This window comes from Oceanibaculum sp., from assembly GCF_022449305.1.
Taxonomy (GTDB): Bacteria; Pseudomonadota; Alphaproteobacteria; order Oceanibaculales; family Oceanibaculaceae; genus Oceanibaculum; species Oceanibaculum indicum.
Map to the genome: position 1 here is coordinate 1 of NZ_JAKUSO010000070.1, position 16,072 is coordinate 16,072.

The window sequence follows — 16,072 nt, forward strand, 5'->3', positions numbered from 1 at the left end:
CGGGCACATCTGCGCGCTGATCTACAACGACAAGCACTGGCGCAATTTCTTCGCCGCCATCGGCCAGCCGGAGAAGGCCAGTGACCCGCGCTACGCCAATCATGGCAGCCGCATCCGCCATATCGACGCGATCTATGAGGAGGCGGCGGCCATCTTCGCCACCCGCACCACGGCGGAATGGAAAAAGCTGCTGGACGAGGCGGATATCCCGGTGATGCCGCTGCACACGCTGGAAAGCCTGCTGGAAGACCCGCATCTGGCGGCCTGCGGTTTCTTCCGGCCGGTCGAACACCCGAGCGAGGGCGCCATCCGCACCCTGCGCGTGCCCAGCCGCTGGACCGCGACCCAGCCGGACCCCAAGATTCCCGCCCCCCGCCTTGGCGAGCAGACCCGCGCCATCCTGCGCGAGGCCGGCCTCAGCGATGCGGATATCGACAGCATGCTGGCCGACGGCGCCGCACTCGCCGCCCCCGAACCGGAAAAGATGGAGACACGCTGATGGATTTCGCCCTTACCCCCGATCAGGAAATGGTCCGCGAGGCGATCACCCGCATCTGCGCCGGATTCAATGACGATTACTGGCGCGAGAAGGACAAGAGCGGCGACTTCCCGACCGAGTTCTACGATGCCATGGCACGCGACGGCTGGCTCGGCATCTGTATCCCGGAGGAATATGGCGGCTCCGGCCTCGGCGTCAGTGAGGCCACGGTGATGATGCGCGCCATCGCGGAATCGGGCGCCGGCATGAGCGGCGCGTCAGCCGTCCATATCAATGTGTTCGGCCTCAACCCCGTGCTGGTCTTCGGCACCGAGGAGCAGAAGCACCGCATGCTCACGCCGATGCTTCAGGGCAAGGAGAAGTGCTGCTTTGCTGTCACCGAGCCGAACACCGGCCTGAACACCACACAGCTGAAGACCCGCGCCGAGCGCAAGGGCGACCGCTATGTGGTGAATGGCAACAAGGTTTGGATTTCCACTGCGCAGGAGGCCCACAAGATCCTGCTGCTGGCGCGCACCACCCCGCTGGAGGAGGTGAAGAAGCCGACCCACGGCCTCAGCCTGTTCTATACCGATCTCGACCGCAGCCGGGTCGAGGTGCGCGAGATCGAGAAGATGGGCCGCCATGCCGTCGATTCGAACGCGCTGTTCATCGACGATTTCGAGATTCCGGTCGAAGACCGCATCGGCGAGGAAGGTCGCGGCTTCGAATATATCCTGCATGGCATGAATCCGGAGCGCGTGCTGATCGCCGCCGAAGCCATCGGGCTGGGCATGCTGGCGCTGCAGCGGGCCACGCAATACGCAAAGGAACGCATCGTCTTCAACCGCCCCATCGGCCAGAACCAGGCGATCCAGCACCCGCTGGCGGCAAACTGGATGGAGCTGGAATCGGCCTGGATGATGGTGCTGAAGGCGGCCTGGGAATATGACAAGGGCCTGCCCTGCGGCGCTGCCGCGAATGCCGCCAAGTATCTGGCCGGCGAGGCCGGGTTCAATGCCTGCCAGCAGGCCATCATGACCCATGGCGGCATGGGCTATGCCAAGGAATATCATGTGGAGCGCTATCTGCGCGAAGTGATGATCCCGCGCATCGCGCCGGTCAGCCCGCAGCTGGTGCTCAGCTTCATCGCTGAGCGTGTGCTGGGCCTCCCCAAATCCTATTGAGCGCGATGAAGCCGGTTTCTGCCGACAATTTCGATATCGCCGCCCAAGTCCGGGCAGGCGACCGGGTGATCTTCGGGCAGGCGTCGGCGGAGCCGCTGACCCTGACCCGGGCGCTGGTCGCGCAGAAAGCGGAGATCGGCCCCTTCTCGGTCTTTCTCGGCGCCTGCTACTCCGACTGTTTCGCGCCGGACACTGCGGAGGGCATCGCGGTCTCCGCCTATGGCGCGGTCGGTGTAGCAGGACAGCTGGCGAAGGCGGGCCGGCTGGACGTGCTGCCGCTGCATTACAGCGCGCTGAACCGCGCCTATGCGGAGGGCACGCTGAAGGCCGATGTGGTGCTGCTGCAATTGTCGGTCGATCCGAAGAGTGGCCGTTACGGGCTTGGTTTCTCGAACGATTATGCGGTACTGGCAGCGCGCCATGCGCGTACCGTGATCGCCGAGGTGAATCCGGCGGCACCCTGGACCCACGACGCCGAACTGCCTTCGGACATCGTTCCGGATGTGCTGGTGGAAGCCGATTATCCGCCGCTGGATATTCCGCAGCCGCCCATCGACGAAACCTCCAGGACCATTGCCCGTCATGTCGTGGAGATGATCCCCGATGGTACGACGCTGCAATTCGGCGTCGGCAGCCTTCCGGAGGCGGTGATGGCCGCGCTGTCCGGCCATCGCGACCTCGGCATCCATTCCGGCAGCATGGGCGACCGGCTGGTCGATCTGGTGGAATGCGGGGCCGTCACCAACGCCCGCAAGAGCCTGGATGCTGGGCGCAGTGTTGCCGGCGTACTACTGGGAACGAAGCGGTTGCGCGACTTTGTGCATGACAACAGGGATTTCTCCCTGCGGCCCGCCACCCATACCCATGGGCAGGATGTGCTGGCGCGGCAGCGCGGCTTCGTCGCTGTCAATTCCGCCATTGAGGTCGATCTGACCGGACAGGTGAACGCGGAAATGGCGAACGGGCGCTATGTCGGGGCGGTCGGCGGCCAGGTCGATTTCGTGCGCGGCGCCAACGCCGCCGAGGGTGGACGCGCCATCATCGCCCTGCCCGCCACGGCGAAGGGCGGGACGCTCAGCCGTATTGTCGCCAGCGTATCCAGCGTCACCACGCCGCGTAGCGATGTGGACGCCATCGTCACGGAATATGGCGTGGCCGGCCTGCGCGGCTGTACGCTGGATGAGCGGGCAAAGCGGTTGATCGCAATCGCCGCACCGCAATTCCGCGAGGCGCTGTCCCGCGCCCTGTACGATCAACAGCGGGGGACATATGACTGAAACCGACCGCAAGGGCCCGCTCGCCGGGCTGCGCATTCTCGAATTCGCCGGCATTGGCCCGGCCCCGTTCTGCGCCATGCTGCTGGCCGATATGGGGGCGGAGGTGGTGCGCCTCGACCGGCTGGAACCGAGCGGCCTCGGCATTCCGAAACCGGCCCGGTTCGAGTTGATGAATCGCGGCCGGCGCTCCGTCGCCATCGACCTGAAGAACCCGGAAGGCGTGGCCCTGTCGCTGGACCTCGTCGGGAAGGCCGATGCGCTGATCGAGGGGTTCCGACCCGGCACGATGGAGCGGCTGGGGCTGGGGCCGGATACCTGTCTCGCCCGCAATGCGAAGCTGGTCTATGGCCGGCTGACCGGCTGGGGGCAGGAGGGGCCGCTGGCGCACAGTGCCGGCCATGACATGAATTATATCGCGCTGGCCGGCATGCTGGCCGGTATCGGGCGCGATGGCGCACCGCCGACGCCGCCACTCAATCTGGTCGGGGATTTCGGCGGCGGCGGCATGCTGCTGGCATTCGGCCTCGTCTGCGCGCTGCTCGAAGCGCAGCGCTCCGGCCAGGGACAGGTCGTCGATGCCGCGATGGTCGATGGCGCGGCGCTGTTGGGGACCATGTTCTTCGGGCTGCGCGCCGCCGGCATGCATGACGCGCCGCGTGGCCGCAACCTGCTGGATTCCGGCGCGCCGCATTATGAGGTCTATGAATGCGCCGACGGGAAATATGTCGCCGTGGCACCCATCGAGGCCAAGTTCCGCCGAGAACTGCTGCAGCGCATCGGCTTCGACCCCGAAAGCTTCCCGGATGTCGATGACAGCGCAACCTGGCCGGCGGCGAAGCAGATGCTGGCGGAACGGTTCAGGGAGAAGAGCCGTGCCGACTGGTGTGCGTTGCTGGAAGGCACGGATTCCTGTTTCGCCCCGGTGCTGGAACTCGATGAGGCACCGGAGCATCCCCACAACAAGGCGCGCGAGGCCTTCCCCGTCATTGGCGGCATCGCCCAGCCGGCCCCTGCCCCGCGCTTCAGCCGCACGGCACCGCCCCTGCCCGCAGCACCAGTTGCCGCCGGCGCCGACAGCCGCGCCGTGCTGGCGGACTGGAACATCGACGCCGCGCGCATCGACGCGCTGTTCGCCAGCGGCGCAGTCGGCAGCCCTGACGAACAAACCCGCTAGAGAAGAGGAAAACAGATAATGGCCGGGCTTTATTTCGAGGAATTCTCCGTCGGACAGGAATTCCATCATCCGCTGTCGCGCACCGTGACCGAGATGGACAACACCATGTTCAGCCTGCTGACCATGAACCCGCAGCCGCTGCATCTGGACGCGCATTTCGCTGCCCAGACGGAATGGGGCGAGCGGCTGTTCAACAGCATGTACACGCTGGGCATCCTGGTCGGCATGACGGTATATGACACCACGCTGGGCACCACCGTCGCCAATCTGGGCATGACGGATGTGCGCTTTCCCAAGCCGGTCTTCCATGGCGATACGTTGAAGGCCCATACGAAGGTCGTCTCGCTGCGCGACAGCAAGTCCCGGCCCGAGGTCGGGCTGGTCGAGTTCGAGCATTGGGCGACCAACCAGAAGGACGAAACCGTGGCGGTCTGCCGCCGCACCGCGATGATGCGGCGCAAGCCCGCCGCCTGAGGAGAAGATTGGAAATGAAGATTCGGTCCCTGCTTTTCGTGCCCGGTGACAGCGAGCGCAAGTTCCAGCGCGCCCTGACCTCGGCTGCCGATGCGCTGATCCTCGATCTGGAGGATTCGGTCGCTGCCGACCAGAAGGAAGGCGCGCGCCAGACCGTGCGTGCCTCGCTGGAGAGCGACCGCAACGGCAAGAAGTTGTTCGTCCGGGTGAACGCGCTGGATACCGGCCTGACGCTGGGCGATCTCGCCGCCGTGGTGCCGGGCCGGCCGGACGGCATCATGCTGCCGAAATGCCAGAATGGCGAGGATGCGAACCGTGTCTCGCTCTATCTCGATGCGTTCGAGAGCGCTGCCGGCATTCCGCTGGGCACGATCAGGCTGCTGCCGATCGGCACGGAGACGGCGGCCTCGATCTTCGGTCTCGGCAGCTACAAGGGCGCGACTGCGCGGCTCTGGGGGCTGATGTGGGGTGCGGAGGATCTGGCGGCGACACTGGGCTCCACCGCTAACCGCGACGCGCAGGGCTTCACCGAGCCCTACCGCATGGCGCGGAACCTTTGCCTTGCCGGTGCCGCCGGCGCCGATCTGGTGCCGGTCGATACGGTCTATACCGACATCGACAATCTGGAGGGGCTGGCGAAGGAATGCGCCGAGGCGCGGCGCGACGGCTTCCTCGCCAAGGCGGTCATCCATCCCAAGCATATCGACGCGGTGAACGAGGCCTTCACGCCGAAGCCCGAGGAAATCGAATGGGCGCGCAAGGTGGTTGCCGCCTTCAAACAGGATGGCGCGCTGGGCGTCATCAAGATCGACGGCAAGATGATCGACAAGCCGCATCTGGTCAGTGCCGAACGTATCCTCAGCCTCGCCGGCGCCGCCTGACGGTTCGCGCATGATTGTAAGACAGGCCGCCAACGTCCTCGATCTGCTGGAGTTTTTCGCCAGGCGTGGGCAGCCCGCGACCCTGGCGGAGGTGTCGGCGGCGTTCGGCTGGCCGCGGTCTTCCACCTTCAACATCCTGACGACGCTGGCGGAGCGCGGTTTCCTGTACGAGCCGCGTCCACGCGCCGGCTATTACCCCAGCCCGCGCTGGATGGCGCTGGCACAGGAAATTGCCGCGGCGGAACCGCTGCCGGATTTCGCCCACCCGCTGATCGAGCGTCTGTCGGCGGAAACCGGGGAGACGGCGGCTATCGTGGCGCCCGCCGGTACCCAGACGGTGTTTCTGGATGTGGTCGAATCGCCGGCCTCCATCCGTTATTTCGCACAGGCCGGCCACCGGTTGCCGATCCACGCCACCTCCTCCGGCCGGGCCTTGCTGACGCAATATCCGAAGAAGGAGCGGCTCGCACTCTATCGCCGCATCGATTTCCAGCGCTACAGCGAAACCACGCCGCTGACGGCGGAGGATGTCGAGGCAAGGATGGCGGAAGAAGCCGCGCGCGGCTGGCACAGCAGCCATGCCGAATACAGCGCGGACCTTGCCGGCGTCGCCGTTCCGTTGCCGCTGGGCGAGCGGCGGCTGTCCGTGGTCATCGCCGGGCCGATGTTCCGCATGCAGGACCGCATGGCGGAGATTGCCGAGATTCTGCGCAAGGCTGTGGCTAGCGCCACCCTCCGCCCAGCGCAACGATGAGGCGGATCGAGGCGGCGAGCTGCTCGGCCTTGATTTCCAGCGCCGTGCGGCGACTGGTGTAGGTCTGGTTCTGCGCCACCGAGACTTCCAGGAAGGTCACCAGCCCGGCGCGATAGCGGTTGGTAACGACCCGCTCATTTTCCTCCGCCAGTTCGACCAGCCGCGCCTGCTGGCCGGCCTTGGCCTCCAGCATCTGCAGCGTTGCCAGCGCATCCTCGACTTCCTGGATGCCGGTGAGGAAGGTCTGTCGGTAGGCGGCCACCCGTTCGTCATATTGCGCACGGCTCTGCTCGACCAGCGCGCTGCGCCGGCCGCTGTCGAACAGGGTTGCCGCCAGTGAGGGGCCGACCGACCAGATAAGCTGCGGGGCGCTGAACAGGTCGATGAAGCGGCCCTCCTGCAGGGCGCCCTGCGCGCTCAGGGTCAGGTCGGGGAACCAGGCACCCTCGGCGACGCCGATATTGGCATTGGCCACGGCGACCTGCCGTTCGGCGGCAATCACGTCGGGACGCCGGACCAGCAGCGCGGACGGCATCTGCGCCGGGATGGCGGGCGGTGGCGGCAGCGCATCGGTGCGGGCGACGGAAAATCCGGCCGGCGGGCGACCGAGCAGAACGGCAATGGCGTTCTCTTCCAGCAGGCGTTGTTGCAGAAGATCGGTCTCCTGTGTCATCAGCGATTGCAACTGTACTTCCGACTGGATGACATCGGCCCGCGCCGCAAGCCCGGCGCTGTACTGGTTGCGGGTCAGCTCCAGTGAGCGTGTATAGGCCTCCCGCGTCAGTTCCAGCAGGCCGAGATAAAGGTCGATGGCGCGGATACGCAGATAGGCCTGAGCCACGGTCGATTGCATGCTGAGCCGCATGGCGTCCAGATCGGCGGCGCTGCTGGCGATGCTGGCGCGGTCAGCCTCCAGCTGCCGGCGTACCTTCCCCCACAGATCCGGCACCCAGCTGGCGGTCACACCAAGCAGATAGGCGGTGCCATCGCTGCTGCTGGAAAGGCTGGAACCGCTGCCATTATTTTCCCGCCCGCTGCGCTGTATGCTGGCATTGCCCTGCACCTGCGGCAGTGCGCCGGCACGGGAAACCCGCAACTGCGCCAGCGCCTGCCGGAAACGGGCCTCGGCCTGCGCGACCGACAGGTTCGAGTCGGCGGTCGCGCGCATCAGCCCGTCGAGTTCCGGATCGTCATAGAGCACCCACCATGCGCCCACCGGCGGCGGCTCCGCTGTGGAAAGGCTGCGCCACCCTGCTTCATGCTTGTAGGTGGCCGAAATCGGCACCTCGGGGCGGCTGTAATCCGGCCCGACCGTGCAGCCTGCCAGCAGCACGGCACCGAGCAAGAAGGCGGGGAAAGCGGCGTGTTGCGTCATGAGGCAAATCCGGTGCGGGCGAAGCGGCGCAGGCTCCATTGCCGCAGCCGCTCGAAATAGAGATAGACCACGGGGGTCGTGTAGAGGGTCAGCAGCTGGCTGACCGCCAGCCCGCCAATGATGGCGATGCCAAGCGGCTGGCGCATCTCCGCCCCCTCTCCCAGTCCGGCGGCCAGCGGCACCGCGCCCAGCAGGCCGGCCAGGTTGGTCATCAGGATCGGGCGCAGCCGCAACAAGGCGGCATGGTGGATGGCCTCAAACGGGCTGTCACCATCGCGGCGCTGCCGTTCCAGCGCGAAATCCACCATCAGGATGGCGTTCTTCATGACGATGCCGATCAGCAGGAACAGCCCCAGCAGGGCGATCAGGGTGAATTCCATGTTGCTGCCCCGCAAGGCGAGTAGCGCGCCGATACCGGCCGATGGCAGGGTGGACAGGATGGTCAGCGGGTGCAGCGTGCTTTCATACAGCACACCCAGCAGCAGATAGACGGCCAGCAGAACGCCGGCAATAAGCAGCGGCTGGGCCTGCACGCTTTCCTGAAAGCCGCGTGACCGGCCGCCGGTGCGGGCCTGCACCTCTGTCGGCAACAGGATTTCCGCCAGCATGCGGTCGATGGCCTCCTGCGCCTGCTGCGTGGTGACGCCGGGGGCGAGCGAATAGCCGATGCTGGCCGCGGCAAACTGCGAATCGTGATAGATACGGTCATCCGCCAGCCCGTAGTGATAGCTGCTGAAGCTGGAGAGCGGCACGCGCGCGCCATCGGCGGTGATCGCCTGCAGCTGATCCAGCACCGTCGGGCGCGCGGTGTAGCCCGGCATCAGCTCCATCACCACGCGGTACTGGTTCTGGTCGTCATAGAGCGTGGCGACCTGCCGCTGCGAGAAGGAATTGCCCAGGATGCCGGTGATGGTCTGCATGTTGATGCCAAGGCGGCGCGCCGCTTCCCGGTCGATGTCGAGGATGACCTGCTGCGTGCCCTTGTCGCCCTCAGCCGAGACATCGACCAGTTCCGGCATCGACTGCATGGCTTCCGAGGCCCGCCGCGCCCAGCGTTGCAGCAGCGCGATATCGTCGGCCATCAGTACCAGCTCGGAATCGCTCTGGTTGAAGGAAAAGCCCAGCCTGATGTCCTGATCGGCGAACAGGATCAGGATGCCGCCCGGAACCGGCGGCACATTGCGGCGGATGCGGTTGATGACCTGCTGCGCGCTGAGGCCGCCGCGTTCGGCCAGCGGCTTTAACTGCACGGTCAGAGAGGCATTGCTGACGCCGCCATTATCGCCGCTGGTACCGGCGACATCGCTGACTGCCGGGTCGGCCAGCAGCAGGCGCCGGTAGGCCTCGATCTTCGGCTGCATGACCTGGAAGGAAAACCCATCATCGCCGCGCACGAAGCCGCGAATCTGCGAGGTGCTCTGCTGCGGCAGCAGCCCTTTGGGTATGCTGATGTAGAGATACACGTTGAGACCGATCACCGCCCCCAGCATCAGCAGCACGACGACGCCATGGCGCAGCGTCCAGGCCAGGCTGTCGGCATAGAGCGAGCGCACATCGGCGAACAGCCTGCCGGTCGCGCGCGCGAGCCAGCCGGCCTGCCGCTCCACCCGGCGGCGCAGCAGATGGGCGCACATGGCCGGCGTCAGCGTTACCGACAGCAGCAGGGAGATCAGCACAGCCGCCACCAGCGTGATGGAAAATTCGCGGAACAGCCGCTGGATCAGTCCGCCCATGAACAAAATTGAAAGAAAAACAAGGACAAGCGAGAAATTCATCGCCAGCAGCGTGAAGTTCACTTCCTGCGCGCCACGCAGGGCGGCGCGGTAGGGCGACAGGCCGCCCTCGATATGACGCTGGATGTTCTCCAGCACGACGATGGCGTCGTCGACCACCAGCCCGGCCGCCACGATCAGCGCCATCAGCGACAGATTGTTCAGCGAGAAGCCATAGAGGTAGATGATGGCGCAGGCGCCGATCAGCGACACCGGGATGGCGATGCTGGGGATCAGCGCGGTGCGCACGCTGCCGAGGAACAGGAACACCACCAGCACCACCAGCGCCGAGGACAGCAGCAGCGTCAGCTGTGCTTCCTTCAGCGTCGCCCGGATGCCCGGCGAGCGGTCCATGACGACGGTCAGCGAGGCATCCGCCGGCAGCAGCGCGCGCAGTTCCGGCAGCCTCTCGTTGATGGCGTCGATGGTCTCGACGATGTTGGCGCCGCTCTGCCGGCTCACCGTCATGATGACGGCGGTCTGGTCATTGTGGAAACCGCTGCGGTAGCGGTTCTCGACCGAATCGGTGACGCTTGCCACATCCTGCAACCGTACCGCGGCGCCATCCTGCCAGCGGATGATCAGCGGCGCATAATCGGCCGCCTGGCGCAGTGGCTCGCTGATGGTGATCTGCCAGCGGCGCTCCCCCTCCTCCACCAGCCCCAGCGGCCGCGTCGGGTTGGTCTGGGCAATCGCCGTGCGCACCTCGTCCAGGGCGATGCCGTAATGTGCCAGCATGCCGGGGTTCAGCTGCACCCGGACGGCGGGCAGCGAGGCGCCGCCCAGGCTGACCTCGCCGACACCGGAAATCTGCGCGATCTTCTGCGCCAGGATGGTCGAGGCGACATCGTAGATCTGCCCCTGCGACAGGTTGGGCGAGCTGACCGCCAGCGCCATGATCGGCGCCTGCGACGGGTTGATCTTGCGGTAGGTCGGCAGGCCCGGCATGCCGCTGGGCAGCTGGTTGCGCACCGTGTTGATCGCCGCCTGCACGTCACGGGCAGCGTCGTGGATATCGCGGCCCAGCTCGAACTGAAGGTTGATCCGGGTGGTGCCCTGCGCGCTGGAGGAGGTCAGCGCGGTGATACCATCGATGCTGCCCAGCGCGCGTTCCAGCGGTGTCGCAACGGTAGCGGCCATGCTCTCCGGGCTGGAGCCGGGAAGGCTGGCATTGACGACGATCGATGGGAAATCCACCTGCGGTAGTGGCGAGACCGGCAGCAGCCGCCAGGCCAGGATACCGACCAGCAGCAGCGCCAGCGCCATCAGGCTGGTGCCGACCGGGCGGCGGATGAAGGGCTGGGCGATGTTCATACAGCACCGCTTCCTGCTGCCGCTTCACCGGCTTTCCTGCGGCGCCAGGTCAGCCGGTCGAAGAACAGATAGACCACCGGCGTGGTGAACAGGGTCAGCAGCTGGCTGACCAGCAGCCCGCCCACCATGACGATGCCCAGCGGCTGGCGCAGCTCCGCCCCGCTACCGCTGGCCAGCATCAGCGGCAGCGCGCCGAACAGCGCGGCCAGCGTGGTCATCAGGATCGGGCGGAAGCGCAGCAGCGCAGCGCGGTGGATCGCATCGCGCGGGCTGAGTCCCTGATGGCGCTGCGCCTCCAGCGCGAAATCGACCATCATGATGCCGTTCTTCTTCACCAGGCCGATCAGCAGCACGATGCCGATGACCGCGATCAGGTCCAGCGGCCGCCCGGTGATCAGCAGCGCCGCCAGCGCGCCGACCGTGGCGGATGGCAGGGTGGACAGGATGGTGACTGGATGGATGGTGCTCTCATACAGCACGCCAAGGACGATATACATCGTCACCACCGCCGCCAGGATCAGCCACAGCGTGTTGGACAGCGAGGCGCGGAAGGCCTCGGCGGCCCCCTGGAAACGGCGCTCCACCTCGACCGGCAGGCCGATTTCCTGTTCCACCGCCTCGATGGCCTCGACCGCGGCGCCAAGAGACACGCCCTCGGCCAGGTTGAAGGAGATGGTGACCGCCGGAAACTGCGCCTGATGGCTGATCAGCAGCGGTGTCTGGCGCTGGCTGACCCGTGCCACGGTCAGCAGCGGCACGGGCTGGCCGTCAGGCGTCTGGATGAACACGTCCTGCAGTGCTTCCGGCCCCTGCGCCTGTGCCGGATCGACCTCCAGGATGACCCGGTACTGGTTGGCCTGGGTGAACATGGTGGCGATCTGCCGCTGCCCGAAGGCGCTCTGCAGCACGCTGACGATCTGCGTGGTGTCGATGCCGAGGCGCGCCGCCGCGTCACGGTCGATCTCGACATAGGCCTGCAGTCCGCCATTCATCAGGTCATTGGCGACGTCGGCCAGCTCCGGCTGCGCCTGAAGCGCCTCCATCAACGGCGTCACCCAGCGTGCCAGCACCTCGCGGTCGGGGTGGCTCAGGGTGAACTGGAACTGCGTGCGGCTGACGCGGTCCTCGATGGTCAGCTCCTGAACCGGCTGGAACCAGGCAGTGATGCCGACGATATCGCTAACCTCCCCGCGCAGCCGGGCGATGATCTCGGTCGCCGACGCGCCGCGTTCCCCATGCGGTTTCAGGTTCACCAGCATGCGGCCGCTGTTCAGCGTGGCGTTGCTGCCATCCACCCCGATGAAGGAGGACAGGTTGGCGATATCCGGGTCCTTCAGGATGCGCGTTGCCAACGCCTGCTGGCGTTCGGCCATCGCCTGGAAGGAGATCGATTGCGGGGCTTCGGTCACCACCTGGATGACGCCGCTGTCCTGCACCGGGAAGAAGCCCTTGGGTACGGCGAGATAGAGGATGCCGGTCAGCGCCAGCGTCGCCAGCATCACCGCCATGGTCAGCGTCCGGTGCAGCAGCACCCAGTCCAGCCAGATCCCGTAACGCGCGATCAGCCGGTCCATGAAGCCGGGCTTGCCGGTCTCATTCGCATGCAGGGCCGGCAGCATGCGGGCACTCATCATCGGCGTCAGCGTCAGCGAGACGGCTAGCGAGATCAGGATGGCAATAGCCAGCGTGACGGCGAACTCATGGAATAGCCGCCCCACCACATCGCCCATGAACAGCAGCGGGATCAGCACCGCGACCAGAGACAGCGTCAGCGACACCAGGGTGAAGCTGATTTCCGACGCGCCCTTCAGCGCAGCCTGCAGCGGCGGCAGCCCCTTCTCCCGGTGGCGGGCGATATTCTCCAGCATGACGATGGCGTCATCGACGACGAAGCCGGTGGCGATGGTCAGCGCCATCAGTGTCAGATTGTTGATCGAAAAGCCGGCCAGATAGATCACCCCGAAGGTGCCGACCAACGACAGCGGCACCACCACGCTGGGGATGATCGTCGCGCGGGCATTGCCCAGAAAGGCGAAGGTGACGGCGACCACCAGGGCGATGGCGAACAGCAGTTCGATCTGCACGTCACGCACCGAGGCGCGGATGCTCTGCGTGCGGTCGGTCAGGACCGAGACCGTGACCGATGCCGGCAGGCTGGATGAGAGCTGCGGCAGCAATGTACGCACCCGGTCGGCAACGTCGATCACATTGGCGCCGGGCTGACGCTGGATGTTCAGCAGGATCGCCGGCACCTCGCCGGACCAGGCCGCCAGGAAGCGGTCCTCCGCGCCATTCTCGACCGTGGCCACATCGCCCAGCCGCAAGGCCGCGCCATCCTGCCAGGTCAGGATCAGCTGACGGTAGCCGTCCACCGTGCGGATCTGGTCGTTGGCATCCAGCAGGGTGGAGCGGAACGGCCCGTCGAAGCTTCCCTTGGCCTGGTTCGCATTGGCGCTGGCGATGGCGCTGCGCACATCCTCCACCGTCAGGCCGGCGGTGGCGAGCGCGCCGGGATTCACCTTCACGCGGATTGCCGGCCGCTGCCCGCCGGCCAGGCTGACAAGGCCAACGCCGGAAACCTGCGCCAGCTTCTGCGCCATGCGGGTATCGACCAGGTCATACACCGTCGGTAGCGGCAGTTCGGACGAGGTGATGGCCAGTGTCAGGATCGGCGCATCCGCCGGGTTGACCTTGCGATAGACCGGGGGCACCGGCAGATCGTTCGGCAGCAGGCTGCTGGCGGTGCTGAGCGCCGACTGTACCTCCTGCTCGGCGACGCCCAGATCGACCGTCAGTGCGAATTGCAGGGTGATGACCGACGCCCCGCCGGAACTGCTGGAAGACATCTGCTTCAGGCCCGGAATCTGGCCGAGGCGGCGTTCCAACGGCGCGGTGATGGTGCGCGACGTCACGTCCGGGCTGGCGCCGGGATAGAAGGTGAAGACCTGGATGATCGGGTAATCCACCTGCGGCAGCGCCGCCACCGGCAGCAGGCGCCAGGTCAGGATGCCCGACAGCAGCAGCGCCAGCATCAGGAGCGAGGTGGCAACCGGCCGCAGGATGAAGGGGCGCGAGATGCTCATGAGGCGTCAGCCGCCGCGATTCGGCCGCTGTGCGGGGATGTTCTGAGAGCCGCCCTCCTTGACGATGGTGACCTCCCTGCCCTCGCGCAGCCGGTCCAGCCCTTCCAGCACCACCTCGTCGTCTTTCGCCAGACCCTCCGTAACGGCAATCCGCCCGCCGCTGGTGGGGCCGAGGCTGACCGGCCGCACCGTCGCCTTGCCGTCAATGATCATATAAACGTATGTGCCCTTGCGCGCCATACTGCACGGCATCGGCCGGAATGGTGACCGCCCCCTCCAGCGTGCGGACCCGCAGCCGCACATTCACGAACTGGTTGGGAAACAGCGCATCGTCTTCATTCTCGAACTGTGCCTTCAGCCGCAGCGTGCCGGTGGCAATGTCGATCTGGTTGTCCAGCGTGGTCAGCACGCCTTCGGCCAGCATCTTGCGCTCGCTGCGGTCCCAGGCCTCCACCGCCAGCAGCCGGCCCGCCCGGTGTGCGGCACGGACATCGGCGAGCTGCACCTCGGGTACGGTGAACTGCACGGCAATCGGCTGGGTCTGGGTGATGGTGACAAGGCCTTCGGTATCGCCGCTGGCGATCAGATTGCCAGCATCGATCCGGCGCAGGCCAAGGCGTCCGCCGATCGGCGCGGTGATCTTCGTATAGGAAAGCTGCAGCTTGGCGTTATCCACCTGGGCGCGGTTGGTCATCAGCGTTCCGCGCAGCTGGTTCACCAGCGCCTCCTGCGCGTCGAGCTGCTGGCGGGCGATGGAATCCTGCTGGAACAGCCGCTTGTAGATGGCGAGGTCGCTTTCCGCGTTCTTCAACTGGGCGAGGTTCTGCTGCAACGTGCCTTCCGCCTGGGCGAGCGCGACGCGGAAGGGCTCCGGGTCGATCTCCGCCAGCACCTCGCCGGCCTCGACCCGCTCCCCTTCCTGAAACAGGACGCTGTGCAGCAGCCCGTCCACCCGGCTGCGGACCACCACAGTGTTCATTGGCGCCACCGTGCCGATGGCCTTTACCTCGACTGCCAGATCCTCGACGGTCGCCGGAACCACCCGGACCGGCACCGGTGCCGCCCATGGATTGGCTCCCCCGCCACGCGTCATGGGGCCGGGCTGTGGAACTTCCGGGGTGCGCAACAGGTAATGCCAGGCAAGCGCGCCCGCAATCGCTAGCGTCACCAGAAACAGGATCGCGCTGACCCGTCGGCCAGAGGATGGACGACCCGAAACAGGACGCTCCGAGGCAGGCCGGTCGGCGGAGGATGGAAGCTCTGGCTCAGTCATGAATACCCATGCGGAAGAGATAGGTGCGGGCCGCGCCGGCGCCAGCTCTCCGAGCCGTACCAGCCCCCATGGAAGTCGGTTGGGAAACCAGCTTGGGAAAGGGCTCTCGGCGCAGGCGCGAATGATTATTAGATGATGGGAACAGTGCGGGAAACCCCTGCCTTTGGTCGCTCGTCCTATGGGAGAAAACGCGCGACACAGGCATTTCCGTCGCGGTTACCGGCGTTGTCGTCGTATTTGCACAGTAAACAAAACTTGTTGCACCGGAAGGAGGGTGATGCTTGCATGTGAGGCAACTTAATTAACTCTATGTGCAAATGAACCTCATCGATAACAGTTTGCGCCAGATCGGCATTTCCATCCGGGAACGCCGGGCCGCGCGTCAGATGACCCTTGCGGAACTGGCGGGACATACGGGCATGTCCCTATCCTTCCTGTCGCGCGTCGAGCGCGGACAGGCGCAGACTTCGGTCGGCAACCTCATCCGCATTGCCGAGGCGCTGGGCGGCACGCTTCACGATCTGATTGGCCCGCCACCCGCCGAGGATAAGGGCTTCACGGTTTTCCGTTCTGCCGTGTCGGCTCCTTCGGGCATTTCCGGTAACGGCTATCGCTGGACTCCGGTTTCCGGCGGCGGCGCCGGGCGCAGTATCGAGGCAATCCTGCTGGACCTGCCCGCCGGCCCCGTCGCCGATACCCGGTTTTCGCATCCGGGCGAGGAAATCTGTTAGGTGCTGGAAGGCCAGGTGCGTTTCATCGTGGGCGAAAACAGCACCGTCCTGGTGACTGGCGATGCCTTTCTTCTGCGCTCCGACATTCCTCCTACCGCCACCGCCGAGGACGGACCGGCGCGGGTGCTGATGATGACACACCACCCCTCCGGGCCGTCCACCGGGCCAGGCGAACGGCCTGACTGGTGGAATCCGGGGGGTAGCACACTGCCTAACGGTAACAGGCCAAACGATAACAGGGTGGTTCAGGAATGAGCCAGCTGACAGCGCCGATTGCCCGTGCGGGCCACCAGCCTTTC

The 16,072-nt window shown here is 66.0% G+C and carries 14 protein-coding genes; 9 read left to right on the forward strand and 5 right to left on the reverse strand.

From position 1 onward, the window contains the following. The 7 genes from MK313_RS15800 to MK313_RS15830 form a co-directional block, all read left to right on the forward strand. The coding region (locus MK313_RS15800) for a CoA transferase (RefSeq protein WP_287782817.1) at positions 1-499 on the forward strand (499 nt) is incomplete at its 5' end. Next, positions 499-1,665, forward strand: a complete 1,167-nt coding sequence (locus MK313_RS15805) for an acyl-CoA dehydrogenase family protein (protein WP_287782819.1) — start codon at positions 499-501, stop codon at positions 1,663-1,665. The genes MK313_RS15800 and MK313_RS15805, both read left to right, overlap by 1 nt. Positions 1,666-1,670: 5 nt before the next feature. Continuing rightward, positions 1,671-2,942, forward strand: coding sequence for an acetyl-CoA hydrolase/transferase family protein (locus tag MK313_RS15810; protein WP_287782821.1), 1,272 nt, complete (start codon positions 1,671-1,673; stop codon positions 2,940-2,942). Next, entirely contained in the window at positions 2,935-4,116 is a 1,182-nt protein-coding gene (locus MK313_RS15815) for a CaiB/BaiF CoA transferase family protein (protein WP_287782823.1), read from the forward strand. The genes MK313_RS15810 and MK313_RS15815 overlap by 8 nt, the downstream gene beginning before the upstream one ends. Before the next feature lie 18 nt (positions 4,117-4,134). Continuing rightward, positions 4,135-4,590: a MaoC family dehydratase gene (locus tag MK313_RS15820; RefSeq protein ID WP_287782825.1), complete on the forward strand. Its 456-nt coding sequence runs from the start codon at positions 4,135-4,137 to the stop codon at positions 4,588-4,590. 14 nt (positions 4,591-4,604) lie between these two features. Next, a complete protein-coding gene (locus tag MK313_RS15825) occupies positions 4,605-5,471 on the forward strand; it encodes an HpcH/HpaI aldolase/citrate lyase family protein (protein WP_287782826.1) in 867 nt (288 codons plus the stop codon). Between the two features lie 10 nt (positions 5,472-5,481). Continuing rightward, complete coding sequence (locus MK313_RS15830) at positions 5,482-6,225, forward strand: IclR family transcriptional regulator (protein WP_287782827.1); 744 nt, start codon at positions 5,482-5,484, stop codon at positions 6,223-6,225. Here MK313_RS15830 and MK313_RS15835 read toward each other — a convergent pair. The 5 genes from MK313_RS15835 to MK313_RS15855 are packed head-to-tail and all read right to left on the reverse strand — an operon-like array spanning position 6,194 to position 15,042. Further along, positions 6,194-7,600: an efflux transporter outer membrane subunit gene (locus tag MK313_RS15835; RefSeq protein WP_287782829.1), complete on the reverse strand. Its 1,407-nt coding sequence runs from the start codon at positions 7,598-7,600 to the stop codon at positions 6,194-6,196. The two genes, MK313_RS15830 and MK313_RS15835, sit on opposite strands and share 32 nt — an antisense overlap. Beyond that, positions 7,597-10,686, reverse strand: a complete 3,090-nt coding sequence (locus MK313_RS15840; protein ID WP_287782830.1) for an efflux RND transporter permease subunit — start codon at positions 10,684-10,686, stop codon at positions 7,597-7,599. Before MK313_RS15840 ends, MK313_RS15835 begins: the two co-directional genes overlap by 4 nt. Continuing rightward, a complete protein-coding gene (locus MK313_RS15845; protein ID WP_287782832.1) occupies positions 10,683-13,769 on the reverse strand; it encodes a multidrug efflux RND transporter permease subunit in 3,087 nt (1,028 codons plus the stop codon). Before MK313_RS15845 ends, MK313_RS15840 begins: the two co-directional genes overlap by 4 nt. 6 nt (positions 13,770-13,775) lie before the next feature. Further along, on the reverse strand, positions 13,776-13,982 hold the full coding sequence (locus MK313_RS15850) for a hypothetical protein (protein WP_287782834.1): 207 nt from the start codon (positions 13,980-13,982) through the stop codon (positions 13,776-13,778). Further along, positions 13,972-15,042: an efflux RND transporter periplasmic adaptor subunit gene (locus MK313_RS15855; protein ID WP_287782835.1), complete on the reverse strand. Its 1,071-nt coding sequence runs from the start codon at positions 15,040-15,042 to the stop codon at positions 13,972-13,974. Before MK313_RS15855 ends, MK313_RS15850 begins: the two co-directional genes overlap by 11 nt. Before the next feature lie 317 nt (positions 15,043-15,359). Here MK313_RS15855 and MK313_RS15860 point away from each other — a divergent pair, with 317 nt between their 5' ends. Together MK313_RS15860 and MK313_RS15865 are read left to right on the forward strand one after the other, a co-directional pair. Then, positions 15,360-15,773: a helix-turn-helix domain-containing protein gene (locus MK313_RS15860; protein WP_287782837.1), complete on the forward strand. Its 414-nt coding sequence runs from the start codon at positions 15,360-15,362 to the stop codon at positions 15,771-15,773. Next, the gene (locus MK313_RS15865) at positions 15,774-16,028 is read left to right on the forward strand and encodes a hypothetical protein (RefSeq protein WP_287782839.1); all 255 of its coding nucleotides are present in this window, start codon (positions 15,774-15,776) and stop codon (positions 16,026-16,028) included. Positions 16,029-16,072 lie beyond the last annotated feature (44 nt).